Genomic DNA, 15,910 nt, shown 5'->3' on the forward strand with positions numbered 1-15,910 from the left:
GTGCGCTTGATGAGCAGTACATTACGTTGGGAGCTCGCAACGGACGGGCAGAGCCACAGAGAGGCCGGAGCCGTCGATTTGAATATCGTCATGATCGCCTTCATATTGCTGGCCTCCCTCTACGGCTTCATCTCGATTCACGCGGATAATTTTTTCGTTCGTTCAATTAAAGACCTGTTCCTGGTCTTCTTTTTTTTGTGCAGCCTCAGGCTGACCTTTCATCACTGCACCGATCGCTCCAGAGATTTGCTGCTATTTTGCATCGCGGCTTTTCCTGTCCTCGGCTTGAGCATCTATACCTCATACAATGGAACATTAAGCTATATTTACGGGGTGAAGATTACGGTGCTGCCAATGCTGATGCTGTTCATGGGCATGTACTTTGGACGTGTGCAGGTCAGCTTCATTCGTACCTTTCTGGTCGTCTATGTGCTGCTGATTGCAGGGTGGCTCGTTCAAAGCTTTATCGGCATCGATCAGCTCATCCTGAAGTATAACTACGTCTATGGCGTGAATGTCAAAGGCTTCGTGGACGGCACGCCCCGCTATTCCTCCTGGACGGTGAGTCCTGACGCCTATGCCTACACGCTGGCTGTCGTCAGCATCATTCTGGAGCAGGCCAAGCGGCTGAAAGGGCTATGGTGGGCGGGTATGCTCCTCCGGGCGAATACGCTCGTGTTTCTGTATCTGTCCACGATTCGTTCCGCACTCGTCCTGTGGCTGGTCGCCGAGCTGATCCTGTGCTGCCTCTATCTGCTGGGCAAAAGGCAGGGCAAGCAATTATTTATTGCGGGGCTGTGCTTCCTTCCCGCTGTGCTGGCCATCGTGCTGCCGATCGTCAGCAGCCAAGGCGCCATGATCTCGACCACCTCGCTGTTGATTCGTTTCAGTAATTGGGGGGATCATCTGCAGCCGCTTCTTTCCTTCCAGGGTCTATTCGGCCAAGGGCTCGGGATTGTGGGCGCAGCCAGTCAGCGGACAGCCTTTCTGGGGGATGAGCTATCCAAGAGCTATGCCGTAGATAACCAAGTGCTTAGCATCTATCAACAGCTAGGTGCTGTGGGGCTATTATTTTTCCTGCTTCTGTTCACGGTGGTGTTCATCCGGCTGGTGAAGAATGCCGCGCCGGAGCGGCGGGACGTGCGAGCCTCCATTGCTCTGCTTGCAGGGACAGTGGTCTCGTTTCTTGTGACGAGCTCGCTGGAGATTTACCCGTTTAATGTGTTTTTGTTCTACATGCTGGGGATGTCCATGTACAGACCCTGATCAGGAGCTGCGGCGCAGGTGAAGAGAACTGCTGCTGCCCTCCAACCTCTATTAAGGAGTGGTGAGACATGAAGGGAGTCATACTCGCAGGCGGAACCGGTTCAAGACTGTACCCGTTAACGAAGGTGACCAACAAGCATCTGCTGCCCGTGGGGAAATACCCGATGATCTACCATGCGATCCATAAGCTCGTCGAAGCTGGGATAACAGACATCATCATTATTACGGGCAAGGAGCATATGGGGGATGTGGTCAATCTGCTAGGGAGCGGCACCGAATTCGGCGCATCGTTCTCCTACAAGGTACAGGATCAGGCGGGCGGGATTGCCCAAGCGCTGGCACTGGCGGAGAGCTTCGTGAAGGAGGAGGAGATGATTGTGCTGCTGGGAGACAATATATTCTCCGAACCTCTGCGGCCTTACATCGACAACTTCCGGCGCCAGGGAAGCGGTGCAAAAATCCTGCTTCACCAGGTGCCTGATCCGCAACGGTACGGGGTAGCCGAGATTCAAGGGGAGCTGATCGCCGCCATCGAGGAGAAGCCGCAGCAGCCGAAGAGTCATTATGCGGTCACAGGAATCTACATGTATGATGCCCAGGTATTCGAGATGATTCAGACCTTGAAGCCGTCGGGACGCGGAGAGCTGGAGATTACGGATGTCAACAATGTCTATATCCGTCAGGGTCAGTTGACCTTCGATATTTTGCAGGGCTGGTGGACGGATGCCGGCACACATGAATCGTGGTCGCGAGCGAATGAGATGGTCAGCACTCAGCCGGGAGAAGGATACAGCGCCAGCCTCATGCAAGGTGCGGCGAAGCAATAGGAGGGGAGTGGAGACGATGAGGATCGTCGTGACGGGCGGTGCCGGATTCATCGGGAGCAACTTCATTCGTTATATGTTGAAGCGCTACCCGGATTACACATTGATCAACTATGACAAGCTGACCTATGCAGGCAATCTGGATAACTTGCGTGAGGTCGAGCATTTGCCTAATTACAGGTTTATCCAAGGAGACATTGCCGATGCAGGGCAGGTGGAGCAGACGCTGGCTTCCTGCAAGGCCGATGCGATCGTCCATTTTGCGGCTGAATCTCATGTTGACCGCAGCATTATGGAGCCGGATCAATTCATTCGCACGAATGTGGTCGGCACGCATCGGCTGCTGGAGGCAGCACGCAAGCAAGGCATAGCGAGGTTCATTCATATCTCTACCGATGAGGTGTACGGCTCGCTGGGGGCGGAAGGGTTCTTCACCGAGCAGACGCCGCTCGCGCCGAATAGTCCATATTCGGCCAGCAAGGCCAGCTCGGATCTACTGGTGCAAGCCTACCATCATACGTATGGGCTGCCGGTATGCATTACGCGCTGCTCGAACAATTACGGCCCCTATCATTTTCCGGAGAAGCTCATCCCGCTCATGATTACGAACGCATTGGAGGGGGAGCCTCTTCCAGTCTATGGAGATGGACTTCATGTTCGGGATTGGCTGCATGTTGAGGATCATGCGGCAGCCATCGATCTCGTGCTGCATGACGGACGCGCGGGCGAGGTGTACAATGTCGGCGGCAACAACGAGCGAACGAATCTGGAGGTGGTACAGGCGATATTGTCACAGCTCTCGCTGCCGATCAGCAGCATTCGTTACGTAGCCGACCGTCAGGGGCATGATCGCCGCTATGCCATTGATGCTTCCAAGCTGCGGTCAGAGCTGGGCTGGCGTCCGAAGTATGCCTTTGACGAGGGATTGGCAGAGACCATCGCATGGTACCGTACACATACTGCATGGTGGCAGCGGGTCAAGGATGGAACGTATCGCCACTATTATGAGCTTCAGTACGGCAGCAATCAGGGGGCGATATGAGAAGATTGTTCGTCGCGATTGATTTCCCGCCGGATAAGGGAGGGATTCATGACTACGCCTATGGGCTGGTCTCGCACTTGCCTCTACAAGATACGGCCGTGCTCGCTCATTACAGTACAGACCGTGCAGCAAGCGAGCAGTTCGACCGCGAGTGCGGCCATACGGTTATCCGGCGCATGATCTTTGGCGGCGGCAGCAAGCTGCGGCAACTGCTGGCGTATCTCAACTTGCTCGTGCAGCTCGTGCGGCTCAAGCTGGTATGGCGGTATGATGAGCTGCATTTCGTCAATGTCTACCCGGTCGGCGTGGCAGGGCCGTTCATGAAGGCGATATTTGGCGTCAAGTATTATTGCTATGTTCACGGTCTGGATGTGCTGGGGATGCGGCATAGCCGCAAGTTCGGCGTGTTGAGATGGCTGCTTGGGCGAGCGGACAATATCGTAGTCAATAGCCGCTACACGGAGCAGCGCATCCGTGAGCTGGGTTTCTCAGGGGAGCAGCTTGTGATCATTCCGCCAGGGCTGAACACGGCCAAGTACAAGCTGCGAGCGGCAGCGGCTGCGCAGATCGGAGAAGCGCGACCGACGATGAGCGAGACCCGGCAGGGCGACCCCCCGCTGCAGGGCAGGAGGGTGCTCATTACGGTTGCCCGACTGGTGGAGCGGAAGGGACATGATATGGTGATTCGGGCGCTGCGGCAGTTGGCCGACGATATGCCGGAGCTGCTGTATGTCATCTGCGGCGATGGGCCGGATCGGCAGCGTCTGGAGAAGCTTGCCGAGGAATGCGGCGTAAGCGGACATGTGCTCTTCACCGGTACCGTGTCGGATGAGCAATTGTATGAGTGGTACGCGCAAGCGGAGCTGTTCGTTATGCCAAGCCGCGAGATCAGGGACAAGGGAGATGTGGAGGGCTTCGGCATCGTGTTTCTCGAAGCGAACTATCACCGGCTCCCGGTCATTGGCGGGCGAAGCGGGGGGATACCGGACGCTGTGCTTGATCGGCAGACCGGCTATCTGGTCGATCCGCTCGACGAGCAGGAGCTTGCGGAGAAGATCCGCCAGTTGATGCAGGATCGTCAGTTAGCCAGGCAGATGGGCAACGATGGCTATGACTGGGTCACCAAGCATTGTCTGTGGGAGCATCGGATACAGTTACTGAGCAAGCTGAGCTAAGCAAGGGAAGCGGTGATGTGAGATGAGAATTTGTATTGTAACCCACCGGGTTATGAAGGGGAATGGGCAGGGCAGAGTCAATTATGAGATTGCTGCCGAGGCATTGAAGCGCGGAGCCGACGTGTATGTGGTAGGGAGCGAGGCGGCAGAGGAGCTGCTGGCGCATCCGAGGTTCACGTTTATTCCGGTGACCTATCCCCGCAGGCTGCCTGTATTGCTGGGCTATCAGCTCTTCGCGCTCAAGAGCGGTCTGGCCGTGCAGACGCTGCGCAGGCAGGAGAAGGTGGACATCGTGCTGGTCAATGGCTTCATCACCTGGGCCAGAGGCGACTTCAACGCCGTGCACTTTGTGCATAGCGCATGGTTTCAATCGCCGGTGCACAGCTTCCGGGTCGATCCGACGTGGAAGCGGTGGTACTTCGGGCTATATACGATGGTCAATTCCTGGCTGGAGCGGGTTGCATTCCGGCAAAGCTCGGCTATCATCGCAGTGTCCAGCAAGGTGAAGGAGGAGATGGTGGAACTGGGGATCGACCGGAGCAAGGTACACGTCATCACCAATGGCGTCGATACGAATGAGTTCTATCCGGCGCCCAAGGGCGGTCGCGAGCAGTGGCCACTGCCGCCCGGTCGTGTCGTCGGCTTGTTCGCCGGGGACATTCGTACACCGCGCAAAAATCTGGACACGGTGCTGAAGGCAATGGTGCATGCGGAGCGGCTGCATCTGCTCGTCGCCGGCGATACGCAAGACAGCATCTATCCGCAACTGGCGGCTACTCTCGGGATCGAGGATCGGGTCACCTTCCTTGGCTACCGTTCAGATGTGAATCATCTGATGCGTCAAGTCGATCTGTTCATCTTCCCTTCCCGCTATGAAGCCTGCAGCCTGGTTGTGCTGGAGGCGCTGGCGTCCGGCTTGCCTGTCATCATTACCGAGCAGTCCGGGGTAACAGAGATTATCGAAAGAACGGAGGGCAGCTTATCGCCGGGCTTTGTGCTGGATGACCCGGATGATGATCAGGCACTGGGCGAGCTGTTCCACCAGTTGATCGATAGCCCGGAGGAGCTGCAAAGACGGGGAGAGGCGGCCAGGCAGGTTGCGCTGAGCCATCATTGGGAGCGCATGTCCGTTCACTACCTGGCGCTGTTCGAGCATCATATTCGGCAGAAGCAGCAGGCTGCTGTTCACTAGGCAAGGAGCGGAAGTATGTCCAAAAACATCGTAAGCGCGGCTATTCTGGTGACGGTCATTACCTTTGCCAGCCGATTGACAGGGTTTCTGCGGGATGTCGTGCTGGCAGCGACCTACGGAACGAGTCTGTATTCGGACACGTATCTGATGGCGCAGTCGGTCATCCAGATTATGACCGGCATTATGGTGCCGGCACTGGGAACGACCTTTATCCCTGTCATGTCGGATTACATCCTTCATAAGAGCAAGCAGGATACGAACCGATTCCTCGATGTGGTCTATACGGTGACGATCGGCATGACGGTGCTGATCAGCCTGCTCGGTCTGCTGTTCACAGAGCAACTGGTCAGGCTGTTTACGCCCAATTTCCCGCCGGAAGCCTTGACACTCACTGTCGAGCTGACCCGGATTATGATTCCGATGGTGACCTTCAACACGATCCTGGCGCTTAATAGCGCCAAGCTGCAAAACCACGGCAATTATATTGCTCCCGCGATGATCGGTATTCCATTGAATGTGCTGTTGATTGGCTCGATGCTGCTTGTCACCGATTATTTCGGCGTACAGGGCCTCGCCGTATCGCTCGTGGTGGCGACATTTGGTCAGGTGCTGCTGCTCTATCCCTATTCACGGAAGCTCGGCTACCGATTTCATTTCAATCTGGATCTGAAGGAGGAGGGGCTGCGGCGGATCGGAATTCTGATCATCCCGATTATGATCGGCTCGGGCATTCAGCAGATCAATGCCCTCGTGGACCGGGTGATGGCATCCGGCCTGCCGGAAGGGAGCATCGCGGCACTTAATTTCTCCAATCGGCTCAGCCTGTTCGTGATCGGACTGCTCTCGGCGGCGGTCGTATCGGTCTTCTACACCTCCATGTCCAATTATTTTGCCGCCGGGCAAAGCGAGCTGTTCAAAAAGCTGCTACGCAATACGATCAATATCGCGCTGCTGATTACCCTTCCGGTCTCTGTAGGCTTCATCGTGCTGCGGCTGCCGATTATCCAGATCGTGTTCGAGCGGGGCATGTTCGACCGTACAGCGAGCGAGCTGACCGCTGTCGCCCTACTCTTCTATACGATCGGCCTGGCCGGCTTTTTGCTTCGGGATGTTGTGACCCGGGCTTTTTTTGCGATTAAGGAGACCAAAGCGGCGATGATTAACGGCTCCATGGCGGTCGTGCTGAATATTATCCTGTCATTGGTTCTGGTGCCATCTATGGGACTGGGGGGACTGGCACTGGCCACCTCAATCTCCGGCATCGTCGCGACACTGCTGCTCATGCACAGCCTGCATCGCAAGATTGGCAACTACGGATGGCTGCCGATTGCGGTTACCTTCGTGAAGGTATGCATCGCCAGTCTGGTGATGGGGATTGCGGTTCATTACAGCTACGCAGCAGCCTATGCGCTTGTGCCATTCAACCTGGCTGCTGTCTCCGCCAGCATCCTCTGCGGAATGCTGGTCTATGCCCTCGGCATTCATCTGCTGCGTGTGGAGGAAATGGCGATGCTGCGGGAGATGGTCGCCAGACGGTTGAAGCCTTATTTTAAGTCCGCCTCGATGTGATGCAAGAAGCGATGCAAGAAACGATGGAAGACATGCAAGGCCGGGTATCGAGCTGGCCTCAGCCTACAGATAGATAAGGAGTGCGATGGAGATGAAGCTGGTGCTACTGTCCGGCGGCTCGGGCAAACGTCTGTGGCCGCTGTCCAATGATGCGAGATCCAAGCAGTTTCTCAAGGTGCTGCAGAACAGGGAGGGAGAGCCGGAATCGATGGTTCAGCGGGTATGGGGCCAGATTCGGGCGGCAGGGCTGGAGCAGGAGACCTACATAGCAACAAGCAAGTCCCAGGTGGATATGATCAGCAGCCAGTTGGGGGAGCGGGCGGCGGTGGTTGTAGAGCCAGAGCGGCGCGACACCTTCCCGGCGATCGCGCTTACGGCTGCTTATCTGTATTCTGTAGCCGGCGCATCGCTGAAGGAGACGATCGTGGTGATGCCGGTCGATCCTTACGTGGAGGCTGAATTTTTTGACAAGCTCAAGGAGCTGGAGGGCGTGCTGAACCGGTCGCAGGCCGAGCTTGCGCTGATTGGCGTGCAGCCGAGCACCCCTTCAGAAAATTACGGCTATATTGTTCCTGATTCGGCATCAGGGGATGAGGCTGTGCATGAGGGCATGGAGGCAATAGATGGCTGCTGCAATGGCTACAGGGTGCATCATTTTAAGGAGAAGCCGTGCAAGGCGGAGGCGGAGGCGCTGCTGGAGCAGTCCGCGCTGTGGAACTGCGGCGTATTCGCCTTCAAGCTCGACTATATGATCAATCTGCTGATTACGCTCGGGCTGCCTATCCATTATGATGAGATGCTCAAGCAATATAGCCGAATGCCCCAGATCAGCTTTGATTACCAGGTGGTGGAGCAGGCCGCGAGCATCGTCGTTCTGCCCTATGCGGGCTCGTGGCGCGATCTGGGCACATGGGAGATGCTGACAGGCGAGATGAAGCGGCAGGTGGTGGGCAGAGGGATTGTGACGGAGGACGCCAAGGGGACCTGTCTCATTAATGAGCTGGATATTCCGGTCACCGTGCTGGGCGCTTCCGATCTGATCGTGGCCGCGAGCCCGGATGGTATCCTCGTCAGCTCCAAGGAACAGAGCTACCGGATCAAGGAGGTGCTCAAGGGCACCGAGCATCGCCCGATGTACGAGGAGCGCCGCTGGGGCAGCTATAAGGTTATTGATTATGTGAAATACAGCGAGGGCAATGAGGTGTTGACCAAGCGCATTCGGATGAAGCAAGGCTGCAATCTGAGCTATCAATACCATCAAAAGCGCAATGAAGTGTGGACGATCATTGCTGGTAGTGGAGAGCTGATCCTGGGCGGCGTCTATAGCCAAGTAAGCGCGGGTGATGTCGTGAAGATTCCGGCGGGGATGCTGCACAGCATCCGGGCGCTGTCACCGCTGGAAATTATTGAGGTGCAGTCGGGCACGGAGCTGATCGAGGAGGATATTTATCGGCTGTGTCTGGTGTGGTCGGACATTCTGGAGTATTGTAGATAAAAAAGGCGAGGTGAGCGGAATGAGGCTGGCCGTAATCGGCACGGGATATGTGGGACTGGTCTCCGGCGTATGCTTTGCGGAGCTGGGCAATGAGGTCATCTGTGTGGATCAGGATGCGGACAAGGTCGCTATTCTACAGCGAGGCGAGGTGCCCATCTATGAGCCGGGTTTGGAGGACCTGATGCGGCGCAACATGCAAGCCGGGCGATTATCCTTCACGGAGGATACGAGAGAGGCTGTGAGGTGCTCCGATATTATCATTCTGGCGGTCGGTACGCCGCCGCTGCCAAGCGGTGAGGCTAACCTTGCCTATATCGAGCAGGCGGCTCTGGAGATCGCTGCGGCGATGGAGGGCTATCGCATCATCATGACGAAGAGCACGGTGCCGGTCGGTACGAATGAGAGATTGTCGGCGCTTATTCGCAGCGTGACGGAGCAGCCGTTCGATGTCGTGTCGGTGCCCGAATTTTTGCGGGAGGGATCGGCGGTTCGCGATACGTTTCACCCGGACCGTATCATTATCGGGGCGGCGCAGCCGGAGGCGGCGGAGCGGATCAAGGAGCTGCACCAGCAGCTTACCGATCAGATCATCGTCACCGACATTCGCAGCGCAGAGATGATCAAGTATGCGTCGAATGCCTTTTTGGCGACGAAAATATCCTTCATTAACGAAATTGCGAACATCTGCGAGAAGGTCGGAGCAGATGTGACGAGGGTAGCCGCCGGGATGGGCTTCGACCACCGTATCGGCCCCGCCTTCCTGCAAGCCGGGATCGGCTACGGAGGCTCCTGCTTCCCCAAGGATACGCAAGCACTGATCCAAATTGCCGGGCATGTCGATTACGAGTTCAAGCTGCTGAAGGCCGTGGTGGAGGTCAATAACGACCAGCGATACAATGTGATCACCAAATTAGAGGCCTTGCTAGGCGAGCTTCGGGGTCGCACGGTTGCCATCTGGGGACTGGCGTTCAAGCCGGAGACGGATGATGTGCGCGCGGCGCCAGCGCTCGATATTGTAGAGGAGCTGCTCAAGCGCGGCGCTTCGGTGCAGGCGTATGATCCGGTGGCTGCCGGCAATTTCCGGCAGTTGATCGAGCATGAGCGGCTATACTATGCCAAGGATGCCCAGGATGCGGCGACAGGAGCGGATGCGCTGTGCCTGTTGACGGAGTGGCGGGAGTTCGCAGAATATTCGCTGCATGACATAAGGAGCTGGCTCAAGGCGCCCAACCTGATTGATGGTCGCAACGTGTTCACGGAGGAGCAGCTCCTGGCAACGGATTTTGCCTATTATTCTGTGGGCAGACCCCATATTCGCTGCGGCGTTCGGGAAGGAATCCCTATTTTGCTGTAAAGGCCGACACAAGAAGCCGGTTTTCCAGCATATAAATCTATGAGGTGATTTTTTCATGCAGAAGGTATTCACAGAGCTGGATGGGGTATGGATATTCGAGCCGGCTATTCATCGGGATGGGCGGGGGTTCTTTATCGAATCGTACAGCAAGCGGAAATATGAGGCGCTGGGTCTGGATTGCGAGTTTGTGCAGGATAATCACTCCTTATCCCGGGAGGCGGGCACCTTGCGAGGGCTGCATTATCAACTGCCGCCATCCGCCCAAGGGAAGCTGGTCAGGGTGCTGAAGGGCGCGATCTATGATGTAGCCGTAGACATCCGGCGCAGCTCGCCCACGTTCGGCAGATGGGTAGGCGTGCTGCTGAGCGCGGATAACTTCCGCCAGCTATGGATTCCGCCGGGCTTCGCTCATGGATTTTGTACGCTTGTTGCCGATACAGAGGTCGCATACAAGGTGGATCAATATTATGATCCCAACACAGATCGCGGCATTGCCTGGGATGACCCGCAGCTATTCATACCGTGGCCGTTCGGGAAGGTACACCTGTCCGACAAGGATCAGAAGCATCTGCCGTTAGCGCAGACAGCGGAAGGAGAGCTGTTCCCATGATGCAGCAGGAGGATGTTCAATCAGCTCCGAATGGGCTGATTATGGTGACGGGAGCAGGTGGGCAGCTCGGTCAGGAGATGGTGGCTCTGCTGTGCAGTGAAGGCTTCCATGTGCATGGGGTAACACGCGCCGAACTGGACATCACCGACAGCGAGGCGGTCAGCCGCTATATCCGTCAGCTACGCCCGGAAGCTGTCGTTCATGCGGCCGCGTATACTCAAGTGGACCGGGCAGAGGTGGAGGAGGACGAGGCGTTCCGATGCAATGCGCTCGGCACACGCAATGTCGCGGTCGCAGCCGAACAGATCGGTGCGCGGCTTGTCTATATCAGTACCGATTATGTGTATAGCGGCGATGGGAATACCCCCTATAACGAATGGTCAGACACCGGACCGATCAATGTGTATGGTCGGTCGAAGCTTGCTGGTGAGCAGTTCGTAAGGGAGCTTCATCGCCGTTTTTTTATTGTGCGCACCTCCTGGGTCTATGGTCCGTATGGTCCGAACTTTGTGAAGACGATGCTGCGGCTGGGGACGGAGAACAAGGAGGTTCGGGTGGTGGATGATCAGCGCGGGGCACCGACGTATACACTTGATCTGTCGCGCGCGGTCATTGCACTGCTGCACACCGACCGTTATGGCGTATATCATGTCTCGAATAGCGGACAATGCAGTTGGTACGAGTTCGCGTGTGAAATATTCAAGCAAGCAGGTATGGAGGTCAAGGTGACGCCCATCCTGACCTCGGAGATGCCGCGCCCCGCAGCTCGCCCGCGTTATTCGGTGCTGGAGCCGATGATGCTGCGGCTCAATGGGTTGCCGTTGCTGCCGCCCTGGCAGCAATCGCTGCATCATTACTTGCAAGGCCGTTCAGGAGAATAGTAGAGCGGACAGCGGCGGCGCGCAGCGGCGAGATGCACGAAGGAGCTGTCTGTGCATCTCATGCTCCTTATCGGTAGCGGCTTGCTGGGTGCCAGGGGGAAATGCTGCCGCCGCTACGCTGTTGCAGAGGGAGAGAACGAGGATGAAGCGTTGGTCTAGATTCATTCTATACGCAGGCATTATCATCGCTTTCGGCATAGCAGGAACGATGATCTATGTGAATCAAGCAGTCACCACATTGGCGGAGCAAATCTATGAGCCGCTACAGCCTGAAGCTCATCCTCCCTTGATCCAGCAAGTGGATCGGGCGCGCCAGGACTCTGACCAGGGGCTAGAGCCCTTCACGATGCTGCTGCTAGGCGTGGACGAGCGGAAGCAAGACCGAGGTCGGTCGGATACGATCATGCTGCTTGCGGTCAATCCTGCCAAGGAATCGGCTCTGTTGTTCCATATTCCCCGCGATACGCGCACTATGATTATGGGCCTGGGAACCGAAGACAAGATTAACCATGCTTATGCCTTCGGCGGCGTAGCGATGTCGGTGCAGACAGTGGAGCATTTCCTGGACTACCCGATCGATTATTATGTCAAGGTAAACATGGAAGGGCTGGTCACCATCATTGACAGTCTAGGCGGGATTGAAGTTCATAATGACCTGGACTTTCAGTATGAGGGGTACAAGTTTGACAAGGGCAATCTGATGCTAGATGGCAAGAAAGCGCTCGCATATACAAGAATGAGATTTGATGACCCGAAGGGAGATCTGGGGCGCAATGACCGCCAGCGCGAGGTCATGAAGGCACTGTTCCGCCAAACACTGGACTGGAAGGGATTATCGAGGTTCCAGGTCATTATGGACGAGGTCGGCGCTTCGGTAAAGACGAATCTGAAGCTGGATAAGCTGAAGGAGCTGCTGCTCGATTACCGTCCAGCGATCAAGGAGATTGACACCTTGGAGGTCAAGGGGAGCGGTCAGAAGATAGCGGGGATCTACTATTATATTGTCGGCGAGGGGATGCGCCGGGAGCTGCAAAGCACACTGCAAGCCTACATGCGCTAATGGATGAACGGCAAGGGAGCGGGAAGCAGCATCGAGAACTTCCAATCCACTCCTTAGCTGGAGGAATATTAAATTTTTTTTAGAATTATAGTTACAAAATGTATCATTTGATGTATAATTGAAACAGAAAGTAACAATCAATCTGAGAAGCCGAAGGGGCGGTCGCCTTGATGAAACCAGATGGAAGCCAATTGATATTTCTGCTCTGCACGCCCCGCAGTGGCAGCTCGTTAGCCACGGTCATGCTGCAAAATCATAGCAGGGTATTCGCGACTCAGGAGATGTGGTTCCTGATGAGCCTGTATGATTTGAAGATCGCGCCCTACAGGCCGTATGGGGGGACAGGAATCATCCGCCAGTTGTTCAATGGGATGCTCCCCGATTCGGCCTATGATCAAGCATGCCGAAGCTTTGCACTGGAGGTGTACAGCAGTCTGCTTGCGAGCAGCACGGCGGATCGGGTAGTGGATAAGTCGCCGCGTTATTACTACCTGCTGGAGTTTCTGGATCGTCTCTTCCCAAGCTCCAGGCGCATCTGGCTCGTACGCAATCCGCTCTCCGTCATTGCCTCCTACAAGAAGGTGAATCGGCATGTTGGAGAGGGGTTCGATCTGAAGCAGGAGCTGCTGCAATCGAAGTTCAATATCAAGATGGCGGATATTACGGTCGGCCTGTTCCGATATATGGACTATTTCAGTCGTCCCCATCCCTACGCGTATAAGCTGCAATATGAGCAGTTGGCTGTTCAGCCACAGCAGGAGCTGGAGAAGCTATGCGGCTTCCTGGGTCTTGAGTATGAGGAAGGGATGGAGAGATACGGAGATGCAGCCGATCCGTCCAAGTCCGATCTGTTCTTCAGCATGGGTGTGGGTGATCCGTTTGTCGGCCACCATTCCCGGCCGCATACCGACTCGCTGAATTTGTGGAAGGAAGTGCTCGACAAGCAAGAGATGGACCTCTACTGCCGTGTGCTTGGTTCAGCAGTGTTCCACGAGCTCGGCTATAGTGCCCAATTGGAGGAGGCCGAGCGCTTGACGGGCTGCCGCTATGAGTCGGAGCCGGATCAGGAGCTGCTGGAGCGGCGGCGCAGGCAGCTTGCCGAAGCGACGGGCTGTCGATGGGAGCCATCCTACCGGATGCGCTCGCTCGATGTAGAGGATCAGGACTACGCGCTCGCGGCGGCTCCCCAGCCAGCAGCCTCTCTCTCCACGGATGCGGCGCTGGCAACTGCCGTCACGCAGATCACACAGGAAGAGGACACGGAGATGATACGCCTCAGAATGATGCTGAACGCGCTGGAGCAGCGGCTGGAGAAGAGCTATGCTCGCCAGAAGCAGCTCCAGGCTCAGGTGGAGCAGATGAAAGCCAAGATCAGTCGTGTGAAGTCGATCATTCCTTTCGGCAACCGCCTCTCTCGCTGGGCCTCGTCTTATCTGGGGCCAGGGGGCTGGAGCAAATGAGTGCGCTCGGAGGGGTAATTGGCTTGAACGGCGAGCCGGTGTCTCCGCATACCGCCGAGCTGATGCAGGAGGCATTGCAGCCCTATGCTGGCGATGCGCTGGAGCACTGGGAGGGAGATCGCTGCTTCCTTGCCTGCCGGGCGCTCTGGCTGACGAGCGAGTCGATTGGCAGCAGCAATCCTTGCCATGACCCGGCCTCGGGGCTTGTCGTGGTGGCGGATGCGTTGCTCGATAACCGCGATGAGCTGTTCGAGGCGATAGGCGTCCCCGGCAAGCAGCGGTTCTTGATGAGTGACACGGAGTTGATTCTGCGCTCTTATCTTCGCTGGGGGGAGCACGCGCCTTCGCATCTGCTCGGGGATTTTGCCTTCGTCGTCTGGGATGTGTCCCGCCGCAGGCTATTTGGCGCGCGCGATCTGTGCGGCAACCGCACGCTCTATTACACCCACAGCTCCAGGCAGTTCGCCTTCTGCAGCGCGATTGCGCCGCTTCTGACGCTGCCCTGTGTCAGCTCTCAACTGGACGAAGCATGGTTGGCTGAGTTCATGGCGATACAGGTGATGTTCGAGTCGGCTGATTCGCAGGCAACGGCTTATGCCGATGTGCGTCAGCTACCTCCAGCTCACAGCTTTCTGCTCGACGAGGGGAGGCTGCAACTGAGACGCTACGGCACACTGCTGCCGGAGAAGCCTCTCCAGCTACACTCGAATGGCGAGTACGAGGAGGCCTTCCGCGAGGTGTTGAAGCAGGCTGTGCAGTGCAGGCTTCGTACCTATCGGCAGGTCGGGGTGACCCTCAGTGGCGGACTCGACTCCGGTATTGTTGCCAGCTATGCGGCACGAGAACTCAAGGCGCAGGGCAAGCTGCTGCATGCCTTCAGCCATGTTCCTGCGCGGGATTTCGTCGATTGGACAGCGCGCAGCAGGGCAGCAGACGAGACACCCTATATCGAGGCGACACTCAATCATATCGGTAACACGCGGGCTAACTATGTGGAATGTACGGGTGAGAGTCCGCTGAGCGGCGTGAACCAATGGCTGGATACGCTGGAGATGCCCTATAAATATTTTGAAAATTCCTTCTGGGTGAAAGGCATCTTCGAGCGGGCTCGAGGCGAGGGAGTCGGGGTGCTGCTGACGGGAGCGAAGGGCAATAACACCATCTCCTGGGGGCCAGTTGTCGATTATTATGCGGAGCTGCTGAAGCAATTCCGCTGGATTCGACTGTACAAGGAGCTGTATCTGTACGGCAAGCATAGAGGCATTCGCAGGACGCGGCTGCTCTCGCTGGTCGGCAGACGGCTGTGGCCCTGGCAGGGGGGCGGCAAGGATGGTTCGGACACGATACCGCCTCTGATTGCACCGGAATTTGCCCGCAGGACAGCGGTGTGGTCGAAGCTGAACGAGGCCGGGATCAGCCTGGACAACGGGAGCCGGCTTAGCTCGCTGGAGGCGCGCCGGGAGCACTTTGAGAATCTGGCGATTCACAATATGACAGGCAACAAGTCGAGCAAGCTGTCCCTGCGCTATGGCATCTGGGAGCGCGATCCGACCTGCGATGCCCGTGTGGTTCGCTTCTGTCTGTCGGTGCCGATGCAGCAATATGTGCAGAACGGGCTGGATCGGGCGTTGATCCGCAGGGCGGCGAAGCATGATCTGCCGGATGCGGTACGGCTCAACTATCGCGTGCGCGGTGTGCAGGGAGCAGATTGGCTGCATCGCAGTCTGCCCGCGTGGCCGGAGCTGCTCGCAGAGCTGGAGCAGCTCTGCGATGACCCGCAGTTGTCCGCCTACATGCATGTGGAGCAGATACGCAAGACGATGCAGGAGACGGCCTCTCCTGCGGTGGATCAAGCCTTTGAGCCGAATACAAGATTTCTTGTGCGCTGCCTGATCCTGTACCGATTCCTGAAGCGGCATCTGGCAGGATGAGGATCAGGCAGCAGGCGTTGCGGCTTCGCTGCGCTGTGCAATGAAAGGAGG

Annotated in this window: 13 protein-coding genes; all 13 read left to right on the forward strand. The window is 56.8% G+C overall.

The annotated features are described in order from the left end of the window. The first annotated feature begins 9 nt into the window (after nucleotides 1–9). Nucleotides 10–1,266, forward strand: a complete 1,257-nt coding sequence (locus ACY1JZ_RS12855) for a hypothetical protein (protein ID WP_462629504.1) — start codon at nucleotides 10–12, stop codon at nucleotides 1,264–1,266. A gap of 68 nt (nucleotides 1,267–1,334) precedes the next feature. Continuing rightward, nucleotides 1,335–2,093 carry a sugar phosphate nucleotidyltransferase gene (locus ACY1JZ_RS12860; protein ID WP_462629505.1) on the forward strand — a complete coding sequence of 253 codons (759 nt, stop codon included), beginning with the start codon at nucleotides 1,335–1,337 and terminating at the stop codon, nucleotides 2,091–2,093. A 16-nt stretch (nucleotides 2,094–2,109) separates the two neighbouring features. Then, entirely contained in the window at nucleotides 2,110–3,132 is a 1,023-nt protein-coding gene (gene rfbB / locus ACY1JZ_RS12865; protein WP_462629506.1) for a dTDP-glucose 4,6-dehydratase, read from the forward strand. Continuing rightward, a complete protein-coding gene (locus ACY1JZ_RS12870; RefSeq protein ID WP_462629507.1) occupies nucleotides 3,129–4,307 on the forward strand; it encodes a glycosyltransferase family 4 protein in 1,179 nt (392 codons plus the stop codon). The genes rfbB and ACY1JZ_RS12870 overlap by 4 nt, the downstream gene beginning before the upstream one ends. Nucleotides 4,308–4,329: 22 nt before the next feature. Then, the gene (locus tag ACY1JZ_RS12875) at nucleotides 4,330–5,499 is read left to right on the forward strand and encodes a glycosyltransferase family 4 protein (RefSeq protein WP_462629508.1); all 1,170 of its coding nucleotides are present in this window, start codon (nucleotides 4,330–4,332) and stop codon (nucleotides 5,497–5,499) included. A 15-nt stretch (nucleotides 5,500–5,514) separates the two neighbouring features. Continuing rightward, nucleotides 5,515–7,068: a murein biosynthesis integral membrane protein MurJ gene (murJ, locus tag ACY1JZ_RS12880; RefSeq protein WP_462629509.1), complete on the forward strand. Its 1,554-nt coding sequence runs from the start codon at nucleotides 5,515–5,517 to the stop codon at nucleotides 7,066–7,068. A 91-nt stretch (nucleotides 7,069–7,159) separates the two neighbouring features. Continuing rightward, entirely contained in the window at nucleotides 7,160–8,563 is a 1,404-nt protein-coding gene (locus ACY1JZ_RS12885; protein ID WP_462629510.1) for a sugar phosphate nucleotidyltransferase, read from the forward strand. Between the two features lie 19 nt (nucleotides 8,564–8,582). Continuing rightward, nucleotides 8,583–9,917, forward strand: a complete 1,335-nt coding sequence (locus ACY1JZ_RS12890) for a UDP-glucose dehydrogenase family protein (RefSeq protein WP_462629511.1) — start codon at nucleotides 8,583–8,585, stop codon at nucleotides 9,915–9,917. Between the two features lie 55 nt (nucleotides 9,918–9,972). Then, complete coding sequence (rfbC, locus tag ACY1JZ_RS12895) at nucleotides 9,973–10,527, forward strand: dTDP-4-dehydrorhamnose 3,5-epimerase (protein WP_462629512.1); 555 nt, start codon at nucleotides 9,973–9,975, stop codon at nucleotides 10,525–10,527. Further along, entirely contained in the window at nucleotides 10,524–11,408 is an 885-nt protein-coding gene (rfbD, locus tag ACY1JZ_RS12900; protein WP_462629513.1) for a dTDP-4-dehydrorhamnose reductase, read from the forward strand. Before rfbC ends, rfbD begins: the two co-directional genes overlap by 4 nt. 142 nt (nucleotides 11,409–11,550) lie before the next feature. Beyond that, nucleotides 11,551–12,468, forward strand: a complete 918-nt coding sequence (locus tag ACY1JZ_RS12905) for an LCP family glycopolymer transferase (RefSeq protein ID WP_462629514.1) — start codon at nucleotides 11,551–11,553, stop codon at nucleotides 12,466–12,468. Nucleotides 12,469–12,638: 170 nt separating this feature from the next. Beyond that, entirely contained in the window at nucleotides 12,639–13,928 is a 1,290-nt protein-coding gene (locus ACY1JZ_RS12910; RefSeq protein WP_462629515.1) for a sulfotransferase family protein, read from the forward strand. Beyond that, nucleotides 13,925–15,859: an asparagine synthase-related protein gene (locus tag ACY1JZ_RS12915; protein ID WP_462629516.1), complete on the forward strand. Its 1,935-nt coding sequence runs from the start codon at nucleotides 13,925–13,927 to the stop codon at nucleotides 15,857–15,859. The genes ACY1JZ_RS12910 and ACY1JZ_RS12915 overlap by 4 nt, the downstream gene beginning before the upstream one ends. Nucleotides 15,860–15,910 lie beyond the last annotated feature (51 nt).

It is taken from the genome of Paenibacillus sp. J5, assembly GCF_054955055.1.

Bases quoted from the DNA above. Each gene is read 5' to 3' on its own strand.
- ACY1JZ_RS12915 (WP_462629516.1), top strand. From the start codon at position 13,925: ATGAGTGCGCTCGGAGGGGTAATTGGCTTGAACGGCGAGCCGGTGTCT.
- rfbC (WP_462629512.1), top strand. From the start codon at position 9,973: ATGCAGAAGGTATTCACAGAGCTGGATGGGGTATGGATATTCGAGCCG.
- ACY1JZ_RS12910 (WP_462629515.1), top strand. From the start codon at position 12,639: ATGAAACCAGATGGAAGCCAATTGATATTTCTGCTCTGCACGCCCCGC.
- ACY1JZ_RS12905 (WP_462629514.1), top strand. From the start codon at position 11,551: ATGAAGCGTTGGTCTAGATTCATTCTATACGCAGGCATTATCATCGCT.
- ACY1JZ_RS12885 (WP_462629510.1), top strand. From the start codon at position 7,160: ATGAAGCTGGTGCTACTGTCCGGCGGCTCGGGCAAACGTCTGTGGCCG.
- rfbD (WP_462629513.1), top strand. From the start codon at position 10,524: ATGATGCAGCAGGAGGATGTTCAATCAGCTCCGAATGGGCTGATTATG.
- rfbB (WP_462629506.1), top strand. From the start codon at position 2,110: ATGAGGATCGTCGTGACGGGCGGTGCCGGATTCATCGGGAGCAACTTC.
- ACY1JZ_RS12860 (WP_462629505.1), top strand. From the start codon at position 1,335: ATGAAGGGAGTCATACTCGCAGGCGGAACCGGTTCAAGACTGTACCCG.
- ACY1JZ_RS12855 (WP_462629504.1), top strand. From the start codon at position 10: ATGAGCAGTACATTACGTTGGGAGCTCGCAACGGACGGGCAGAGCCAC.
- ACY1JZ_RS12890 (WP_462629511.1), top strand. From the start codon at position 8,583: ATGAGGCTGGCCGTAATCGGCACGGGATATGTGGGACTGGTCTCCGGC.
- ACY1JZ_RS12870 (WP_462629507.1), top strand. From the start codon at position 3,129: ATGAGAAGATTGTTCGTCGCGATTGATTTCCCGCCGGATAAGGGAGGG.
- murJ (WP_462629509.1), top strand. From the start codon at position 5,515: ATGTCCAAAAACATCGTAAGCGCGGCTATTCTGGTGACGGTCATTACC.
- ACY1JZ_RS12875 (WP_462629508.1), top strand. From the start codon at position 4,330: ATGAGAATTTGTATTGTAACCCACCGGGTTATGAAGGGGAATGGGCAG.